20 protein-coding genes (1 of these 20 cut by a window edge) are annotated in these 19,816 nt (G+C 47.1%); 17 read left to right on the forward strand and 3 right to left on the reverse strand.

From position 1 onward, the window contains the following. The first annotated feature begins 253 nt into the window (after positions 1-253). From AB0L18_RS08615 to AB0L18_RS08650, 8 genes are all read left to right on the forward strand, one after another. Positions 254-493, forward strand: a complete 240-nt coding sequence (locus AB0L18_RS08615; protein ID WP_026211423.1) for an acyl carrier protein — start codon at positions 254-256, stop codon at positions 491-493. 289 nt (positions 494-782) lie between these two features. Further along, positions 783-2,027 (forward strand): beta-ketoacyl-ACP synthase II, encoded by a 1,245-nt coding sequence (gene fabF / locus AB0L18_RS08620; RefSeq protein WP_367392184.1) that lies wholly within the window; start codon positions 783-785, stop codon positions 2,025-2,027. Between the two features lie 296 nt (positions 2,028-2,323). Beyond that, positions 2,324-3,079, forward strand: coding sequence for a ribonuclease III (rnc, locus tag AB0L18_RS08625; RefSeq protein ID WP_367392185.1), 756 nt, complete (start codon positions 2,324-2,326; stop codon positions 3,077-3,079). Between the two features lie 5 nt (positions 3,080-3,084). Further along, a complete protein-coding gene (locus AB0L18_RS08630) occupies positions 3,085-4,383 on the forward strand; it encodes a hypothetical protein (protein ID WP_367392186.1) in 1,299 nt (432 codons plus the stop codon). A 165-nt stretch (positions 4,384-4,548) separates the two neighbouring features. Next, positions 4,549-5,442 (forward strand): DUF6089 family protein, encoded by an 894-nt coding sequence (locus tag AB0L18_RS08635; protein WP_367392187.1) that lies wholly within the window; start codon positions 4,549-4,551, stop codon positions 5,440-5,442. A 10-nt stretch (positions 5,443-5,452) separates the two neighbouring features. Beyond that, positions 5,453-5,863, forward strand: coding sequence for a secondary thiamine-phosphate synthase enzyme YjbQ (locus AB0L18_RS08640; protein WP_367392188.1), 411 nt, complete (start codon positions 5,453-5,455; stop codon positions 5,861-5,863). A 6-nt stretch (positions 5,864-5,869) separates the two neighbouring features. Then, positions 5,870-6,499: a LysE family translocator gene (locus AB0L18_RS08645; protein WP_367392189.1), complete on the forward strand. Its 630-nt coding sequence runs from the start codon at positions 5,870-5,872 to the stop codon at positions 6,497-6,499. Positions 6,500-6,749: 250 nt separating this feature from the next. Then, positions 6,750-7,814, forward strand: coding sequence for a YbhN family protein (locus tag AB0L18_RS08650; protein ID WP_367392190.1), 1,065 nt, complete (start codon positions 6,750-6,752; stop codon positions 7,812-7,814). Between the two features lie 174 nt (positions 7,815-7,988). On the opposite strand, the gene AB0L18_RS08655 is transcribed toward AB0L18_RS08650, so the two are convergent. Both AB0L18_RS08655 and lpxK read right to left on the reverse strand, forming a co-directional pair. Then, positions 7,989-9,293, reverse strand: a complete 1,305-nt coding sequence (locus AB0L18_RS08655; RefSeq protein ID WP_367392191.1) for a 1-acyl-sn-glycerol-3-phosphate acyltransferase — start codon at positions 9,291-9,293, stop codon at positions 7,989-7,991. After that, positions 9,290-10,357, reverse strand: a complete 1,068-nt coding sequence (lpxK, locus tag AB0L18_RS08660) for a tetraacyldisaccharide 4'-kinase (RefSeq protein ID WP_367392192.1) — start codon at positions 10,355-10,357, stop codon at positions 9,290-9,292. Before lpxK ends, AB0L18_RS08655 begins: the two co-directional genes overlap by 4 nt. A 36-nt stretch (positions 10,358-10,393) precedes the next feature. On the opposite strand from lpxK, the gene AB0L18_RS08665 reads away from it, so the two are divergent. The 3 genes from AB0L18_RS08665 to AB0L18_RS08675 all read left to right on the forward strand — a co-directional run bounded on the left by AB0L18_RS08665 (position 10,394) and on the right by AB0L18_RS08675 (position 12,612). Continuing rightward, positions 10,394-11,107, forward strand: coding sequence for a nucleotidyltransferase family protein (locus AB0L18_RS08665; protein ID WP_367392193.1), 714 nt, complete (start codon positions 10,394-10,396; stop codon positions 11,105-11,107). A 53-nt stretch (positions 11,108-11,160) separates the two neighbouring features. Continuing rightward, positions 11,161-11,715 carry a hypothetical protein gene (locus AB0L18_RS08670; RefSeq protein WP_367392194.1) on the forward strand — a complete coding sequence of 185 codons (555 nt, stop codon included), beginning with the start codon at positions 11,161-11,163 and terminating at the stop codon, positions 11,713-11,715. A 237-nt stretch (positions 11,716-11,952) separates the two neighbouring features. After that, positions 11,953-12,612, forward strand: a complete 660-nt coding sequence (locus tag AB0L18_RS08675) for a TIGR02117 family protein (RefSeq protein ID WP_367392195.1) — start codon at positions 11,953-11,955, stop codon at positions 12,610-12,612. Positions 12,613-12,712: 100 nt separating this feature from the next. On the opposite strand, the gene AB0L18_RS08680 is transcribed toward AB0L18_RS08675, so the two are convergent. Continuing rightward, positions 12,713-13,408 carry a hypothetical protein gene (locus tag AB0L18_RS08680; RefSeq protein WP_367392196.1) on the reverse strand — a complete coding sequence of 232 codons (696 nt, stop codon included), beginning with the start codon at positions 13,406-13,408 and terminating at the stop codon, positions 12,713-12,715. 1 nt (position 13,409) lies between these two features. On the opposite strand from AB0L18_RS08680, the gene AB0L18_RS08685 reads away from it, so the two are divergent. The 6 genes from AB0L18_RS08685 to AB0L18_RS08710 all read left to right on the forward strand — a co-directional run. Next, positions 13,410-14,096 (forward strand): hypothetical protein, encoded by a 687-nt coding sequence (locus tag AB0L18_RS08685; RefSeq protein ID WP_367392197.1) that lies wholly within the window; start codon positions 13,410-13,412, stop codon positions 14,094-14,096. A 902-nt stretch (positions 14,097-14,998) separates the two neighbouring features. Then, entirely contained in the window at positions 14,999-15,562 is a 564-nt protein-coding gene (gene pth / locus AB0L18_RS08690) for an aminoacyl-tRNA hydrolase (protein WP_367393141.1), read from the forward strand. Positions 15,563-15,652: 90 nt separating this feature from the next. Further along, positions 15,653-17,122, forward strand: coding sequence for a phytoene desaturase family protein (locus AB0L18_RS08695; RefSeq protein WP_367392198.1), 1,470 nt, complete (start codon positions 15,653-15,655; stop codon positions 17,120-17,122). Between the two features lie 42 nt (positions 17,123-17,164). Beyond that, positions 17,165-18,001, forward strand: coding sequence for a phytoene/squalene synthase family protein (locus AB0L18_RS08700; protein ID WP_367392199.1), 837 nt, complete (start codon positions 17,165-17,167; stop codon positions 17,999-18,001). 50 nt (positions 18,002-18,051) lie between these two features. Next, a complete protein-coding gene (locus tag AB0L18_RS08705; RefSeq protein ID WP_367392200.1) occupies positions 18,052-18,759 on the forward strand; it encodes a carotenoid biosynthesis protein in 708 nt (235 codons plus the stop codon). A gap of 23 nt (positions 18,760-18,782) precedes the next feature. Continuing rightward, positions 18,783-19,816 carry the 5' portion of a lycopene cyclase family protein gene (locus AB0L18_RS08710; RefSeq protein WP_367392201.1) on the forward strand. The gene runs 121 nt beyond the window's last position, so only the first 1,034 of its 1,155 coding nucleotides appear in the window; its start codon is at positions 18,783-18,785; the stop codon falls past the right edge of the window.

The raw sequence follows: 19,816 nt of genomic DNA on the forward strand, positions 1-19,816 counted from the left end.
TTTGCTAATCTCCCTAATACCAGTTATTTCCAGTAAATTACTTGCTGGCAAACAGGACGGCCTTTTAAAGGGGTAAACCCCAATAAAAAGGACGGCCTTGACAGGTATAGCCAAATAAAAAGGCCTCATTATGAGGGACTAATAATGCGGCGATAAGAAGGTAAAGTGAAAAATTTAGGCTAAAACTTTGGTTATACTAGCGGTTCTATTTTTCTTTGCACCCGCATTCGTATACCATAAAAGCGAATTGACCATGTCTAATATTGCAGAAAAAGTAAAAGCGATCATCGTTGACAAACTAGGAGTCGACGAGTCAGAAATCGCATTGGAATCAAGTTTCACCAATGATCTAGGGGCTGACTCTCTGGATACGGTAGAACTCATTATGGAATTCGAAAAGACTTTCGATATTTCTATTCCTGACGAACAAGCTGAGAACATCACCACCGTAGGTGAGGCTGTTTCTTATCTGGAGTCTCAGGTAAAGGAGTAATTTCCATCTAGTGTAACCGTCCGGAGGATTTACCCTACCGTGTGTAACTGTCTCAGTTGCACCGGTGGCTGATTTTTCGGACGGTTTCTTTTTTTTGGAACAGCACGAAAATAAAAAGCGATTTTGTTTTTCACAATAGTTAAATAAGCGCTTCATTTCAAGCGTTTTAGCTATTTGAAAAACTTGAAAAAAATCGCAGTTTATTTTCTGCGCAATTTCATTGGAATAACTTTCCGCTTCATTTCCGTCAAAATACTACGGTGAGGTGTTTTTCTAAAAGACCGAATCTATGAGAAGAGTGGTTGTTACGGGGCTTGGAGCCCTTACGCCAATCGGTAATAATCTTGCTGCCTACCTTGAAGGCCTTCAGAAAGGAGTAAGTGGTGCTAATCGTATCACCTATTTCGACCCTGAGCACTTCAAGACTCAGTTCGCGTGCGAACTGAAGGATTTTGATGCAACCGAGTTTATTGATCGTCGGGAAGTTCGACGCCTGGATCGTTTTTCGATCTATGCATTGGTTGCTGCTGATGAGGCGGTCAAACATGCCAGCCTTGATCCGGAAAAGTTAGATCTTGAACGGGTAGGGGTTATTTGGGCCAGTGGAATAGGTGGTCTACGGTCATTGGAAGAAGAAATTGCTTACAATGCGACCAGCGACCAACCTCGCTACAACCCATTCATGATTCCCAAGATGATTGGGAACATGGGGGCCGGCCACATTTCTATGAAGTATGGTTTCCGAGGGCCTAGCTACGGAACCGTTTCTGCTTGTGCATCTACTGGTCATGCGCTTGGTGCTGCTGCTGACGATATTCGTCTCGGCCGTACCGATGTAATGGTTGTAGGTGGCTCTGAAGCAGCGGTAACAGAAGTAGGCATGGGCGGATTTAGCGCCATGAAAGCCCTGTCTAGCCGTAACGATGATTTTGCCACCGCTTCACGTCCTTATGATGCAGAGCGTGATGGTTTCGTTCTGGGAGAAGGTGGTGGTTCGATTATTCTTGAAGAACTAGAGCACGCCAAAGCACGAGGTGCGACCATTTACGCAGAAGTAATGGGCTATGCTGCTACTTCTGATGCTTACCATATTACTGCTCCTCATCCGGAAGGATTGGGCGCTAGTGCATGTATGCGCAACGCATTACAGTTTTCAGGGATCAATATTGATGAGGTAGATTACATCAATACGCATGGTACCTCTACACCGCTGGGAGATATCGCAGAACTAAAAGCGATTCAGCAGGTCTTTGGGGACAAGATTTACAATCTGAATATCAGCTCTACCAAGTCCATGACGGGACATTTACTCGGGGCAGCAGGTGCAATTGAAGCAATTGCTTGTATCTTAGCAATTCAACATAAATTTGTGCCACCTACGATCAATCATTTTAACGATGATCCCGAGATCGATAAGCGCATCAACCTGACCTTCAACGAGGCCCAGGAAAGAGACGTAAAGGTAGCTTTAAGTAATACATTTGGCTTCGGCGGACACAATTCCGCAGCAGTCTTCAAGCGCTTCGAAGGATAGGCTAGCAGGGTCTTACTTTGGGCAATAGTGGGTTTTGCGACGTGATAGAACGTGATAAAATGTGATTTTTTGGAGACCACCTGTACAGGGTGCTCCAAAAAACCACATGCTTTTCTATGGTCGGCATATCCCGATACGGCCCGGAATACAAATTTCTGTGCAGGTTCCTGATGAAGTGCAAAATGTTTGTAGGCAGGCGATGAGTTTTCATTCGCTGTTGGCTCAATTTTGTACCATTGACAGTGGCGCTATAAGGAGTTATCCTATGGTGGCTGCTTTCAACAAAACGGGATGCTGTGTTTCGATTAATCAAACGATTCTACAACGGGTATATCTCTCCAGAGAAAGATATTGCTCGCCGTCTACGCCAAATCATCGGGTTTACGCCCGCAAATTTGCGTATTTTCAAACAAGCCTTTTTCCACAAGTCTACCCAGTCGGAAAAGGATTATGCCATGCAAAATAACGAACGCCTGGAGTACCTGGGCGACGCTATTTTAGGCACGATCGTCGCAGAGTACCTTTTCCAGAAGTACCCTAATGCCGACGAAGGGTTCCTTACCAAGATGCGCTCTAAGATTGTCAAGCGCAAATCTTTGAATATTATTGGCGACAACATGGGCGTAGATATGCTCCTGAATGAATTCAATAATACCAGAATCAGCCGATCCATGCTGGGCAATGCTGTAGAAGCATTGGTAGGAGCGGTTTATTTGGAGAAGGGTTACGAAGGGACCAAACGGTTTATCATCCGCCGTATGCTGCGCAAGTTCGTAGACGTTCACGAACTGGAATCTTACGATGATAACTACAAAAGCCAACTTTTGGAGCACTGCCAAAAAAATGGACAGAATGTCTCTTACCGCTTACTTACCCGCTACAAAATGGATAAACGCGATCGCTTCAAAGTAGCCGTCATGATTGATGGTCAAAAGATTGCGGTTGCCGATGATTTCAACAAGAAGAGCGCGGAACAACAAGCCTCCGAAATTGCACTCCGCAACCTGAATATTCCGGTGCATGGCAATGGCGACAACGACGATGATGACTAAGAACCATGGCTGATTCTCCCGCATCCTGGTCGTATGAACGTCTGCTACAATTGGCACCCGATGCCAGTTCGTTGGAACAAGCTCGCCGTCTTTTCTTTGCCAAGCGTTGGCAAACCCTCGAAGGAAACGGCCACTACCTCTGGGGAGTATACGAAACAGCCTATGGCCACCGCTCTAGTGCAGTGGTACGCCTTGAGCCACCACTCTTTCGGTGTTCCTGCAAAAGCCCCCGCCGGCCCTGCAAGCATGCTTTAGCGCTGGTACTCCTCTTTCTTAATCGCAACGAAGTTTGGACCGTCAGGGAAGAGCTCCCCGATTGGGCGGTCAAGTTATTGGGTAGCCATTCCTCTACAGCTCCCGCAATAAAACTACCTTCTTCGGATGCGCTCAAGCAAGAGAAGCGAATTCAACTGATGGATCAGGGCGTGGCAGAACTCGATAAATGGCTGCAACAACTGGCGCGGCTGGGCCTGGCTCAACTGGCCAATGCACCCGAAGAATGGGAAACCCTGGCTGCCCGGATGGTCGACGCTAAATTGGGGAGTATCGCCCGCCGCTTGCGTATTTGTTATGCCTTATTTCAGCAGGAGGATTGGGTGGAAGAAGTGACCGCAGAAATTGGGCGTCTTTACCTTTTTGTGCGAGCCTGGCAGCGAAAATCATCCCTCCAGAACGATCAGAAACGAGAACTCCTACAGGTAGCAGGATGGAACTTACGCAAAGATCGTATCCTTATGGAGCCAGGCGTAGATGACAACTGGCTTGTGCTGGGCCTGACCAGCGGGATAGAAGAAAAACTCCGTTATCGGCGCACTTGGTTGCGGGGAGAGCGAACCGGAAAATACGCACTGCTCCTGGATTTTGCCTTCGGCAACCAAGGATTTGAAGATCAATGGGTGACGGGCAGTGTACTGAAAGGTACCCTGGCTTACTACCCCGGGCAACCCAAGATACGGGGCGTTTTTAAAAATTACCAAAGTTCACGGACTCCTTACGAAGCGACTGCGGCGTTTGCTTCTTTGCGCGAGGTGCAAACCAAGTACGCCGAGGCGCTGGGAGCGTCTCCATGGCTGTTGAGTTTTCCCGTTTTGATCGACGAGGTGACGCCGATCTATCATCAAGAGGAAGAGACTTTTCTATTGACGGATACCGAGAGCGCCTACCTGCCGCTGAAACCCATTGCTGGCAATTGGAAATTAATCGCCCTCAGCGGAGGGCAACCTATCACCTGTTTTGGAGAATACGATGGGCAGTCATTTTTGGCAATTTCTGCCATTACCGAGGGTCGGGTGATCTTATTGTAAGCTCAATATGCGTCTGAAAAATGGATAGAGTCTACTATAGAGAACGATAAATGCTTTAAACCCAGCCCGTGGCATACCATAATAAAGCCCTTGGTCGTTTCAAATGCGCTCAAGGATGTTGCAATATTCTTACCTTTGCGGCGCCAAATTTCATAAAGCATTATCATGAGGAAGGTTAGTATCTGTTGTTTGTTTGCGTTGTGGCTATGTGCCGGTCTTTTATCCGACAATGCGCTTCACGGCCAGTCTTTGATGCGCGGTTGGGAAGTAGGCCCCTGGGGCGGCGTATCTTATTACTTCGGTGATTTGAATACCAATACCCGCCTTGATCGCCCCAACCTCGCGGGAGGAATACTGGCAAGGTATAACTTCAATGAACGCCTGGCTTTTTCTCTCAGTGGCAATTACGGCAAAATCGAAGCTTACGACAGTGATTCCCGCAACCCTTTCGAGCAAAGTCGTAACCTGAGCTTTCAATCAGATATCTGGGAAGCTACTGCCCTTTTTGAATTTAACTTCCTTCCTTATTTTCACGGAAGTAGAGATGAATTTTTCACGCCCTACCTCTTTGGTGGCCTTTCTTTGTTCAATTTCAACCCAAAGGCAGAATACGACGGGCCCACGACGCTGGATGGCGTGAACCCCGGAGAGCTGGTGGAATTGCGCCCCTTAGGTACCGAAGGCCAGTTTAAAGGAGAAGAATACTACACCACTACCGCCGCCCTTACCTACGGCATGGGCTTTAAGTTTGATATTAATTTTGAATGGAGCATCAATATCCACGTAGGTGCTCGCTCTACTTATACCGATTATCTTGACGATGTGAGTGGGGTGTACCCCGACCGTACCGACCTGCAAAAGGATCGCGGAGATTTGGCGGTATATATGTCTTCCGGCAAATCGCTGAATACGGAAAATGGCAGCACCCTGGGTTTGCAAGACCGCCAGCGTGGAGATAGCAACGATCGCGACATGTACCTTTTCGCCGGCGTTGGGGTGTTGTACTACTTCGGAGATGTACGTTGCCCTTCTTACGGAAAGGGCACGAGGCGTAGATAAGCCATTCGTTATGATTCAGCAGTACGAATTTTCTCTTCCGGCATTTCCACGGGGGTACCACCTCATTACCTCCAAGGTTTTAGCCCAATTATCGGACTTGCCCCAGACGGGATTGTTGTCGCTTTTCATTAAGCACACCTCCGCCGCACTGACGATCAACGAAAATGCCGACCCCTCCGTTCGGACGGATTTCGAAAGCATCGTCAATTACATCGTGCCCGAAAACCTTCCTTTTCTCAAGCATACGCTCGAAGGGCCTGATGATATGCCTGCGCACATCAAGGCCAGCTTCATTGGGACAACCGTGACCATACCCATTACGAATGGCCAACTCAACCTTGGTACCTGGCAAGGAGTGTATCTTTGTGAATTTCGTAATCACGGCGGGCGTCGTCAACTCGTTGCCACGGTGTACAGTTGATCAATAATGGCTATTTTTTTCCAAGGAGTGTACTGGGGTTTGTTGCTGGCTATTTTGGTAGGGCCATTGCTGGTGGCGCTTATTCAGGCCAGCCTGGAGCAAGGTACCAAAGCAGGCTTGATGGTGGGCTTAGGTATTTGGGTCAGTGACCTGCTGTTCATTCTCAGCGTTTATTTTGGCTTCCGCTTTATTGACAAGGTCAGCAAAGCCGATCATTTTGAGCTCAGTGTGGGTTTGGTAGGAGCGCTGGTTTTGCTCATCACCGGAGTCGCTACCCTACTGACTCCTCCTCCCAAATTGGACAATCCAGACCATCTCTTAAAAGGCACCCATGGCAGCTGGGCACTTTGGTCCAAAGGTTTTTTAATCAATACCATCAATCCATTTACCGTCATTTTCTGGATTACCGCCATGTCTACCGTCGTACTCGAGCGCAATTACAATGGGGCACAATCCGCCCTTTTTTTTGGCGGCCTATTTGGGATGATTGTTTTTTCTGATGCTACGAAAATTTTTCTGGCCCACAAGATTCGCCATCGCCTCACCCCAAAGCACCTATGGTGGGTGCGTAGGGTGGCTGGTATTGCACTGATTGTTTTTGCTTTCGTGTTGGTCGCTCGTTCCTGGTTAAGTTAAGGTGACGGGAGTGCAAGTCTTTATTACCAGTAGTCTCGTTGTGTCAGGCCTCGCCGTATAGCGTGCAAGGTGCTTTGGGTGATGTTGCATTTAGGTACATCTAAATCCCTGTACCCCTGTCCGCTTGGCCAGGCGGGCTCTACTAAGTACCTGGTACAGAGAGGTTGGCCTATTTTGACATCGACTTTGCCTGATCAAAAAGGCCAAGCTCCCGTTAATATTGCTACTTTTGCAGCAAACTTATACTGCATTGAAAAAGGCGTTAACCAACATCCTTAAATTTCTGGCATTCCTGAGTGTAGGCCTCGTTATTTTGTACTGGGTATACCAAAAACAAAATGCGGCTTATCAGGCAGAATGTGGCCTCAAAGGTATTGCGGAGGCAGATTGTAGCCTCCTGCAAAAAGTCCTCACCGACTTTGCTTCAGCAGATGTTTTCTGGCTGATAATGGTACTTGTTTGTTTTACGATCAGCAATATTTCCAGAGCAGTCCGCTGGAACATGCTCTTGCAGCAACTGGGTTTTCAGCCCCGATTAATCAATGCTTTTTTGACGGTCATTCTCGGCTATTTTGCCAACCTGGGCTTGCCACGCGTTGGCGAGGTCGTACGCGCTGGCACCATGGCGCGCTACGAAAAAATTCCAGTGGAAAAAGTAATGGGTACGGTGGTCGTAGATCGTGTAATCGACGTAATCAGTATTCTGATTGTAACGGGCTTGGCACTTGCACTGGAATTTGATACCCTTTGGCAGTTCTTGCAGGACAACAATGCATTGGGCGAAAAAATCAGCGACAACAGTACCTTGCTTTTTGTTTTGGCCGGTTTGGGTGTCGGCGGACTATTGTTGCTTTACTTTTTGCGTAAGCGGATACAACAAACAAAAATTTACGAAAAAATAAGTGGCATTCTTCTGGGCTTCGTGGAAGGCTTGCAGACCATAAGTAAGCTGGATCGCCCTTTCCTCTTTGTCTTGCACAGCATCAATATTTGGGTGATGTATTTCCTCATGACCTACGTTTGCTTCTTCGCTTTCGAGCCCACGGCCGCCCTTTCGGCCAGTGTAGCACTGGTAGTTTTTGTGTTCGGGGGGTGGGGCATCGTCATTCCTTCACCCGGAGGGATGGGTACGTATCACTTCCTGGCCACTACCGCCCTTGGTTTCTACGGTATTGCCGGAGATGACGGCTTTTCCTGGTCCAATATCTCCTTTTTTACCATCCAGATCGGCTGCAACATTACGGTGGGCTTGCTGGCTTTAATTCTTCTGCCCATCATCAATCGGGAGAAGGGAGAGGGGCCGTCTGCGCACTGAGTTAACGGGCTGGGTTATATTGGTTCTAAATGCGCTCAAATTTGAGCCAAATTAAAGGGATCTACATGTCCCCCTTTGGAGGGTGTGTCACGCAGTGACGGGGGAGGAGAGCCCTAACCGCAAGGGCTACCCTCCCTGCCTGACGTTTTGGCTGTTGCCCCTTTTATTTTATTGTCATGCTTGGCCGGCTATGTTCGCAAGCTGCTTCCTTGTCGCCTCTAGTTGGACAGCTTCTTCCGGGTGTTTTTTAGCCCAATTCCGGTAACGCAAGCCCTCCCAGCGGGGAACAAAATGCCGGGCATACACCCAGGCCAGGATGGCAGAAATGGGCAAACTCAATAAGTACCAGCCAGCATACTGCTCACCCAGTACCCACTTGGCAATCAGGTATTGCAGGCCATAAAAAATAGGGAAAGTGAAAGTGCCCGCCAAAATTTTCACCGTACTCCGATAACCGATGTACAGTTGCATCTTGTGTTCAACTAAGCGCGGTATTTCGAAAGGCAGGAAGTTGTTGAAACGACCGTACAGCCAAATGGGCCAGCCCAGTAAAATGGGTAAGGTCCACCATGTTTTGTCCTTGCGGCTGATGCCGCGGTCGGTCTGTTCGATGGCTTTCAACTGATCGCGATAGTTGGCAGCCGTCGCTTTCAATTCCTGGTAAGCAGCAGGCTGTTCCTGGGCGAGCTGCTTAAGCTGATCGAGCAATTGCCGGGTACGATCATAATGCTGATCTACAGGCAGCGGATGGTTGTGCTGAAGAATGCGTTCCAGGCGGTACAAGAGCTGGTCTTGTTCCTGATCATCGGCGTGTAGGAGGAGTTGTCGGTTTTGCTGTTCCAGGTACTCGGTAAGGTCTTTTGCTGCTTCTATTTTATCTTTTTCGTAAGCCTCCCGCCAATCTGCTACTCGTATGGGGGCGCCAGCTTCCATGTAGAGCCTGCTGCCGCATTGGGTGGGTTGTTCATAGGTGAGTCCTACCGGGTAAATGTGCAGGTTCAAAGAAAAATTTTGCGCCGCTTCGGCTCCCAAAGCGATGCGGGCCGTGCCGGTCTTGAAGGGGCGTAGATGTCGCTCGAGTTCACTTCCTCCTTCTGGTGCAATAAAGATGACGCCACCCTTGATCAGATGCTCATAGCTGGCGGCAAAACTCTTGCTATTGTTTACTTTTTTCACTCCTTCGTCTTTGCCGGGGCGCATAATGGGAATGCAGTACAAGTGTCGTAAAATATAACCTACGGCCGGATTTTTAAACATACTCGCATTGGCCAGAAAAAACGACTGCCTCGGCGTACGGGAAATAACATTGAGCGGGTCGACCATCGTATTGGGATGGTTGGAGATGATAATGCCCGGCCCTTTGAAATCAAGGATCTTCCGATTACGAAAAGTAGTAAACGGAAAGTAGATGGCTTGGTACAACAAAACCAAAGCCTTGAAGAAGTGATAAAGTAGCAGGAGGAAAAAGCGTAGAATCACACCTTGAAATTGAGTAAGTACTGCCGAATGATTTCGTCGAACTGTGGCCCTTCCCCAAAGTGAAATTGCACCTCGGTAGGCAGCACAAAGATAGGCAAGCGTTCCTGGATCAAAAACTCGCGGTGTAATTCCAGGCGCATCGCGTCTTTTTCGGTCGTAATGATCACCTTGCGTTTGGAGTCCAGGGTGTTGAACGACCGGTGCAAGGTGGAAATGTCTTCTTTGCTAAAGTAGTGATGGTCGGCAAATTCCAGGCTTTGTACCGAACCGGCCTGGGATTGCAGATAATCAATCAGGTATTCCGTGCGGGCGATGGCGCAGATCAGGAGCACGTCCGTTTCTTTGTCCAACTGTAGCCGGTAGCGTGGATTGAATTGGTAATAAGGCGCCTGGTAGGCATAGTAGGAAAAGAACAACTGCTGATGGGGCAGCGGGTTGATTTCAGCGCGGATTGCGGCTTTCTCTTCCGGTGAAATCGTCGGTGGGCACTTGCTGATGATGATCACGTCGGCCCGCTCGTAGGCTTCCCGCCATTCGCGCAGGCGGCCCGACGGGAGGAGATAGTCGTGGGTGAAACGGTTGTAGTATTCCGTGAGCAGAATGTTTACCCCCGGCTGCACCGAACGATGCTGGAAAGCATCATCAAGTAAGACCATTTGGGTATCTTCCTGCTGCATGATGATCTGTGGAATGGCAAAGGCCCGATCTTCCGCAACGTAGACGCCAATATCAGGATATTTGCGTTTGTATTGCAGGGCTTCGTCGCCCACCAGTTCGGCGTTGTTGTTACGTTGCACCTCCAGGAAACCTCTGGATTTTCGATTGTAGCCCCGACTGAGCGTAGCGATCTTGATGTGCTCGCGCAGCAGGCGAATGAGGTACTCGATATGGGGCGTTTTGCCCGCGCCCCCTACGGAGAGATTGCCCACCGAAATGACGGGTACACTGAACGTCATGGACTTGAGTAGCCCCGCTCGGTAGAAAGCATTGCGCAAGCTCACCCCCATGCCATACAGGAGCGAAAAGGGAGCCAATAAGAGTTGTACGAGCCTACGTTGGATCATAATTTATACATTTGCAGAGAACGAAAGCACCTGTTTATGAAAGCAATGGTTTTTGCTGCTGGTCTGGGTACGCGCTTACGTCCTTATACCAACGACCGACCAAAGGCATTGGTTGAGGTGCAAGGTAAAACCTTGCTGGAAATTGTACTACGCCGATTACAATCTTTTGGCGTAGAGGAGGTCGTTGTGAATGTCCACCACTTCGCCGATAAGGTAATTGACCACCTGCAAGAACACAATAATTTTGGATTGCAAATTCATATTTCCGACGAACGGAACCTACTGTTAGACACTGGTGGAGGCTTGAAAAAAGCGGCCCATCTACTCGCCGACGCACCTTTTTTGATTCACAATGTCGATATTTTGAGCAATCTGGATTTAGAACAGCTTTATGCTAGTCACCGGCCCGGCGTTCATTTGAGTACCCTGGCTGTGCGTCAACGAGCAACCTCTCGCTATTTGGAGTTTACCCCAGAAGGGGACTTGTGTGGCTGGAGGAATGTTAAGACCGGCGAGCGCAAAATCAGCAGAACAGAAACGACCGTGCTAGATTGGGCCTACAGCGGGATAGCAGTTATCGATCCGGCCTTGTTTGGTTTTTTCCCAGAAAATAAAGAGGTGTTCTCCATCATCGATGTATGGCTAGCTGCCGCAGAAAAGGGAATTATTCGTAATTTCCCTCACGACTCCACGAAGTGGTTGGATGTAGGGAAGCCTGCGGCCTTGGAAAGGGCTGTGGAGGAGTTTTAGGGGGGTAAAGGGATAATGGCGATGGCATCAGCCTCTAATTGAAATAACACTTGATGGTGGACCAATTCTTAAATCATGGAAATAAAAAAATAGCAATCTACGGGCTGCTAATGTTTGTAGTTGGGCTCGTAATTGCTTTTTTAGCTGATGATTTTTTGATACCGGGTGTTTTAATGATTGTTGGAATGGAGGTTGTCTTTCTAGAGTTAGTTAGGAAGTATTTGATAAAAAAGTCGTCAATCAAAATACTTGCCTATACAATTTTAGTCTTTTCGATACTAAATTTTTTAAGACATAATGTATTCTTTATCGTAGTATCTAGGATTAGTGAATTATACAAAAATGATCCAGATTTTAATTGGTTTCTGGTAACTGAGTTTATTTGGTTCTGGGTGTCAATTTGGATTTTATCCCGAGGATTTAACCTACTTTTCCCAAAGGAGGAGATCAATTATGAGGAGTATACAGCGTCTAAAGAATTTAGGGTTGTGGTAGTCTTAATTCTGTGCTTATTGGCCTTAGAAATTCCTGTGTTCGGTATTCATGGCAATTTTGGAGGATATCTTCATGGACACGGTTTTTGGGATGCATGGTTACATATCCATTAATATGAAGTTTGATCTAGATATATTTGATGCGGTGGAATTGGGGGACCTTGATAGCGTTGAAATGTATTGGACCGAGGAAATAGATGTGAATTGCCACGATAATCTTGGTAGGACACTCTAGAAGTATGCCTCTGTGTAAGGGAGGCAGGAAACGAACATGGATTATTTGCCTGGTGCCAGCGAAAGAAAGCATAGCCCTGAAACCCCACCTCACTAATAACCTTTGTGAATAGATCAATGATGAAAATATTCTGGCGAAGCACCAAATGGATATCCCTCACCCTGCTCGGGGCAATCTTGTTGTACGCCTTTTTGGCATTTGTGCTCTCTTGGTGGGGGACCAACCCGCCCGTTCGGGACTGTCTTGCGGATAAGAAGGTGTACATCACATCCACGGGTATCCACCTGGATGTGGTGATTCCGGTGAAGGATGTTCCCACGTCACTCCGGCACCCCTCTTTCCAGGACAGCACTACTACCTACTTGGCCTACGGCTGGGGCGAGCGTAACTTTTATCTGGAAACCCCCACCTGGGCCGACCTCACCCTGAGCAATGGCGCCCAGGCGCTGCTGGTCAACAGCGAACCGATCATGCATATTACCCGTTACGAAGCCTTGGGCGAGGAGTGGAAAACCGTGGCCTTGTGTGAAGATGCTTTGCAAAAACTCATGGCGTATATCGAAGGTTCTTTTCAGACCTCAGAAGAGGGGGCGTGGCAGGAGATAATCGCAGCGGGTTATACACCCAATGACTTTTTCTACGAAGCTACCGGGCAATACAACGCCATCAATACCTGCAATACCTGGCTGAACAATGCGCTGAAAGCTGCCGAAGTAAAAACATCCCGCTGGTCGCCTACGACGTATGGGATTCTTTATCACTTGGGCGATAAGTGAGTGTTTTTTTTGTGGGGTGCCAGCAAAAGGTAGTGGTTTATTATTTGAATGCAAGGAGATGAAAATTGCTATTAGGGGGAAGATCATACCTAACACACACTTAGTCTGAATCTTTGCTTTTCAGATCGTACTGAAATGAAAGGAGTAATTTGAAGGGGTTGTAAGTTTCATACCCTTTATTGTCTCCGTTATTCACCACACTAAAGAAAATCACTGGATCGATGTTTTTTAATTGGAAAGATCGATAACCAAGTCTTATTTTCATTTGATCGTTTATTCGGAAAATTACGTTAGGATAGAGTTCAGTTGAATACAAATTCGATCTTAGCCAATTGAATTTATTGCCATTGTGAGCAACTACAGATAATACATTGATTTGGCTAATTACGCTCAATTGTAATGACACGACTTTGAAAGAATAGCCTATACCTAGTTCAATAGGGATGAGAACGTTACGATAGTTATCACATATTCTAACGATGTCAAATCCAATTTCCTGTCTAAATGAATGATCGAAAGGTCTTCTAAAGGTTGCTGTCTCTACGTGTAGTCCAACACCTACCTTTTTTGTCAAACCTTTAGTTTTTTCCCAGTTTTTGGCCAATGAGAAACCAGCTTGATAGGTACCTAGAAATTCGGGTTGTATGCTGAGAAAAAAGTTCTTTTGAGGGAAGTCAAAAAGACGTTTGTCATGTTCTTGCAAACCAATATCCAACGAAGCCGTCCAGGTGCTTTCTTGACTGTAAGCGAAGTTAATAAATAAAGTTAAGGCTAAAGTGAATGCTAATTTTTTCATATTGAGAGCATTAAAAGGGGCTGGGCTAAATTTTAGGCTAAATATTATTCAAGAAAAATCAATCATTATGATTACGTGCCCTGGATTCAAGTTATTATTATCCTGCTTGAGTACCGTTCTTATTGTTGCAAGTTTGACTGCTCAAGCGGAGCAGGATAAATTATCGGTATCGTTTACTAACAATGGTACCGACTATTTCGTACAAATCCAAAACGAAAAAGATACCGTCACATTTCATTACAGGCATGAGCATTCAGATATCTATGATGTCTACTTAGACAGCTCCTTTTGTATCTTAATTAACTCCGATGATAGGTATTTTATACTATCTGCTGCATACAAAAGTACCGTTGATGGAACCTGGATTATTGATTATCCTTTCCATAAGTGGCTAAAAAACAACACTACTGGTAGTGTCGTTCAGCCAACCGTCCACGATCTTAAGATAGTGGATGGTGGAAAAGTATCAATGACTTACTCAATTAAAGGTCCGCCTTGGGCTCTTTTTCGCTATTACAAAACAGTTGAATTTCCGATTACCCAGGAATTAGTCATTGCGCGCGATGGAATATACGATTTAGACCTACGCTTCAAAGAAGTGGATGCAAAAGAAGACAGTGATAGTAGTCGTAATTCCCCCCGTCCGCAAGTAATGCGGGACGGGAAGAAATTATTCTTAGCCTACTAACCTGCTTTGTTGAGGTACGCCCGAAGCACGCCGCATCTCGATTTTCTATAGGGATAGGAGAACAAAGAATGGAAACTGCTCCGTAGAGCAGGGTTTCATACCCTGCACGAAGGAGCATTGAACAACCCGGTGTCATCCACAGGGCTGGCATGGCCAATTGGTTCTAAATGCGCTTAGTTTCGCACCAAATCAAAGGGATCTACATATTCCCCTTTGGAGGGGGTGTCACGCAGTGACGGGGGAGGAGAGCCCTAACCGCAAGGGCTACCCTCCCTGCCTGACGTGCCGCCGGCAGGCAGGCCTCGATCCTGTGGATCGGTCCCTCCAGCGGGACACAGTTGTTCCTGCTAGTAGCATGAATACCATATAACGGAGGTGGCATTACCTAAATCTGGCCTTCTGAGGTAGTTTTTTGGGGGGAATATAGCACCAAAACAACGCTGGTTGTATTGGGGTGGACTTTGCTATACATTCACTTTTTCAGAATTTTCGTAGATTACTCCCACTACCTCTGCGGCTGAAATAGCTTTCGTGAAATTTCGCGTTCCTGTCTGCCCGTGAGGCACGGCCGAGCAGGCAGGTTCGCGATGTTGTGTTTAACCCCGCGGGAACTTGATGGCTAACTATTTGGTATGTTGATGCACGATAAAGGCTTGAAGCACACTGTACAGAGGCACTTGCCCAACAATAGGTACGTACCCGGACAAGGGGTGGAAGCGGTATGCGCGCAAGCGATAGCGAGCACATAAGAGCGGACGACCCGGTCTCGGCTGCGGCCGAGATGGCCCAAAAATCATAGAACTATGGAAAAATCCCTAATTTCGCACCTTGTTGGTATGATGCACAAGCTCGACCAGGCTTTTGGTGCTCTTTTTCATAAAAATGATATTGCTTACGACCCCATGAAGTATCTGATTGTAGGTTTAGGAAACATTGGTGCCAAATACGAGGGTACTCGCCATAATGTCGGTTTTGAAGTAGTGGACCACCTGGCGCAATCCAAGGAAGTCAGCTGGACCACGGATAACCTGGGAAATGTAGCGCAGTTTAAGCATCGTGGGCGCACCTACATCCTCCTGAAACCCTCGACGTACATGAACCGGAGTGGTAAAGCGGTGCGGTACTGGCTGCAAAAGGAAAAGATAGAAAAGGAGAACATGCTGGTGATTCTGGATGACCTGAACCTGCCTTTCGGCAAACAACGCTTGCGCGGCAAAGGCAGCGACGGCGGGCACAACGGCCTGAAAGATATTGACCAAATGACGGGTGGTAATGATTACGCTCGTCTACGTTTTGGTATCGGGGATGAATTTTCGAAAGGCCAGCAGGTGGATTTTGTCTTAGGGGAATGGTCAACGGAAGAACGGGCCACTTTGCCGGAGTTGATCAAATATGCCGGAGATACCGCGCTGAGCTTTGGCGCTATCGGGCTCAACCACACCATGAATACGTTTAATAAGAAATGATGTAATTGTTTTTTGTCTAATCTTTTTGCTTTTTTATTAAACAAAACAAAGAAAGTCCTGTTTCCCCCTTACTACTAAACTAGGACTATTTTGTCGAAGAAAATTGTTGTCATCGGTGCCGGTTTCGCCGGTTTAGCCGCCGCGGCCAGCCTGGCTCAAAAAGGCCACCAAGTCACTATTCTGGAAAAAAACGAAGGCCCGGGAGGAAGAGCCCGGCAGTATCAGGCCCAGGGGTTTACCTTCGATATGGGCCCTAGCTGGTATTGGATGCCGGAAGTTTTTGAAGATTTTTTTCAACGATTTGGTAAAAGCACCGCTGATTATTACGAGCTGTTGCGATTGGATCCTTCCTACATCGTCTACTTTGGGAAAGGTGAGGAGATGGAAGTGCCAGCAAAAATGGAGGAGCTGTACGCCATGTTTGAGTCGTACGAGCCGGGAAGTAGTGCTAAGTTGAAGCAATTTTTAGACGAAGCGGCCTACAAGTATAAGGTAGGCATGAGTGAGTTTGTCTTCAAGCCCAGCCATAGTATCATGGAGTTCGCCGACCTGCGGATTCTGAAGAGCATGTTTGGTCTGCAGATGTTTTCGAGTGTGTCTGCGGCGATTCGCAAGTTGTTTAAGAACGAAAAGCTGATTCAGTTGCTGGAATTCCCGGTACTCTTTCTGGGGGCGACTCCACAGAAAACCCCTGCCCTTTACAGCCTGATGAACTATGCCGATCTTGCCTTGGGCACTTGGTACCCTCAGGGAGGGATGCACGAGATCGTGAAGGCCATGGTGAGTGTGGCAGAAGAGCAAGGGGTGGAAATTCGGTACAACCAGGAGGTGAAACAAATCAAAGTTGTGAATGGCCGTGCAACGGCGGTGGTGACAGCAGACCAGTCGTACGAAGTAGATGCCGTAGTAGGTGGTGCCGATTATCACCATCTGGAGCAGCAAGTGCTGGAGCCTCACTTGCGCAATTACTCGGCGAGTTATTGGGATAAGCGGACGATGGCACCTTCCAGCTTATTGTTTTATATTGGTGTTGATAAGAAGCTACCGGGCTTGCATCACCACAATCTTTTTTTCGATGAAGATTTTGCACTACACGCGGAGGAAATCTACGAAGACCCGAAGTGGCCGAGTAAACCTTTATTTTACGTGTGTGCCCCCTCAGTGACCGACGATAGTGTAGCACCAGCCGGTCAGGAGAACCTTTTCTTTCTGATTCCTTTGGCGCCGGATCTCGAGGATACCGACGAGCTGCGGGAGAAATATTTTGAAATCGTTTTGCAGCGTTTCGAAGCGATTACCGGGCATGACATCCGCGACCATATTGTATACCGTAGATCTTATGCGCACCGGGATTTCAAAAAAGACTATCATGCGTTTAAGGGCAATGCTTATGGCTTAGCCAATACCTTGTTGCAGACGGCTTTCTTGAAACCCAAAATGCGCAATGCCAAAGTAGCTAACCTCTTTTTCACGGGCCAGTTGACGACACCAGGGCCGGGAGTGCCGCCATCACTGATCTCTGGTCAGGTGGTCGCCGAAGAGGTAGACAAAGTACTTTAAGCATACCTACTTTATCATCCAAGAGAAAAACCCTGTTGTAAAATGATGAACCTATATCGCCAAGTTTGTATGGAGTCTAGTAAGCTGATTACCCAGCGTTACAGCACTTCTTTTTCTATGGGTATCCGCGTGTTTGACAAGCGCTTTCGCGACCCCATTTACGCTATTTACGGATTTGTGCGTTTTGCGGACGAGATTGTTGATACCTTCCATGATTATCCCAAGGCGAAACTGTTGACTCGGTTTTGGGAGGATACTTACCGGGCCATTGAAGAAGGGATCAGCTTGAATCCCGTGCTGCAATCTTTTCAAGAGGTGGTAAATACTTACGGTATAGAACGAGAATTGATCGATGCCTTTTTGAAAAGCATGGAAATGGATCTGCACGAGGATACGCACAATCAGGCGAGTTATGAAGAGTATATTTACGGTTCGGCCGAAGTAGTGGGGTTGATGTGCTTACGGGTTTTTTGTGAAGGGAACAAGGAGCAGTTTGATGAATTAAAAGCCTCTGCTTGTAGTTTGGGGGCCGCTTTTCAGAAAGTAAATTTTTTGCGCGACTTGAAAAGTGATTTTGATGATCGTGGAAGGGTTTACTTCCCCGGGGTCGACTTCACGAACTTTACGACCGAAGATAAAATAATGATTGAAGCCGATATCCGTAAGGACTTTGATCATGCCTATGAAGGTATCGTGCGCTTGCCTAAAGGAGCACGCTTTGGGGTTTATCTGGCTTATGTCTATTACCTGAATTTGCTGCAAAAAATCAAGGCATCCCCTGCCGATCGAGTGGCTGAACAAAGAATACGGGTAAACGATGGGCGCAAGATGGTATTACTATTTAGTAGTGCCCTGCGCAATAGCCTGAATATGTTGTGAAGAAAAGATAAAGGCCGACGAAAGAACGCATAGAACATTAATGCAGCTAGATGGTAAGAGCAACACATTTTTTAAAAGCATACCTGGATCAATTGGCCATACGCTGGTCGATGACCAGATCCGAGTTGTTGTTTGCCTTTTTTTTGGTGTTTTCTTTCCTGTCTGGGGTACAGGCGCATTTGTTGCCTAGCGTTTATCCGCTTACCAAAGACATCACGGATGTTCTCTTGTTGGTAGTATGCGGTCCCTTGCTCTGGTTTATCTATCAGCGTCATCAGGATACCCGATTTTGGTGGTGGTGGGGCGTTACCTATTTGTCGACGTTCTTTATAGAAGTTACTGGAGTAGCTACCGGGAATATTTTTGGAGAATACACCTATGGCCCTACCATGTGGGTACAGTGGCTAAACGTGCCGCTGGTGATAGCGCTGAACTGGACCCTGCTGATCCTTGCGATGCACCAAATAGCCTCCTATCTTGTTCCCAAATCATCGCTGCTCACCGCACTCGTTACGGGAGTGCTGATCATGGCCTATGATTTCTGCATTGAGCCAGTAGCCATAGCTCTGGATTACTGGACTTGGGAGGCCGTGGATATCCCTTTGCAGAATTATCTGGCCTGGGGCGTCATTGCTTTCTTGTTTAGTTGGCCACTAAGTTATTTTGAAGTAGGCTATCGGCATCCCTTACTAATTGTATACGGAGTAGCTCAACTCACCTTTTTCTTACTACTTCAAGCCTTATTTATTGCGCCATAGCGTATCACACCTAAAACTTCACCATGAAAACACTTTCTACTAATCATGACTATGACTTTATTGTCGCTGGTGCTGGTGCCGCTGGTCGAAGTTTTGTCTACCACTTATTGCAATCCCCATTGAGAGACAGTCGGGTTTTGTTGTTAGATAAAGCATACAAAACGGCAGATGACAGAACTTGGAGTTTTTGGGAGGTAGGCGAGGGACCATTCGAAGAAATTGTCCATCATCGTTGGCCTGTACTTTGGTTTTACAATAGAGATTTTGCCCGGAAGATGGAGATCGCACCGTTCTCCTATAAAATGATCCTGGCTGCGGATTACTATCGTTATACCAACGAGGCATTTGCGAAAGCACCGCAGGTAGAACAGCAGGTAGCCAATATCAAGAACATTAGTAACACGAATGAGGGTGTAGAGGTAGAAACCGATGGCGGGAGTATCAGTGCGAGATGGTGCATCAATAGTACGGCTCGTCCTGAAATTGATAAAAGCAAAGTAAACTATCTCGACCAACATTTCCGGGGTTGGTTCATTAAGACCAAGCGTCCCGTCTTTGATCCTGATCAGGCGGTAATGATGGATTTTCGAACGCCGCAGGAAGGAGAGTTTCGTTTTCTTTACGTATTGCCGACGAGTACAACGGAAGCACTCGTAGAGGTGGCCATCTTTTCCAACCAACATTTGTCTGGAGAAGGTTATGATCGTATTATCCAGAACTACCTTAAGGAGCACTGGCCACAACTGGATGATTACACCATCACTCGAACCGAAGCGGGCAATATACCAATGACGGATTTTGAGTTTCCCTTGTTCGATAAGCATATTATTAATGTAGGGATGAGTGGAGGAGATACGCGTGCATCGACGGGTTACACCTTTATATATATACACCGTAGAATGGAGCGGATCATCAATGGTCTCATTCGCCAACAAGACCCTAGAGTAGGAGATGATTTTGATCTGCGGCGTCATCGTTTCTACGATAGTGTGATGCTGCGTGTGCTGGAGAAGGATAAATACCCCGGAGCTATGTTGTTTCAGAAATTATTTCAGCG

This window comes from Lewinella sp. LCG006, assembly GCF_040784935.1.
GTDB lineage: Bacteria > Bacteroidota > Bacteroidia > Chitinophagales > Saprospiraceae > Lewinella.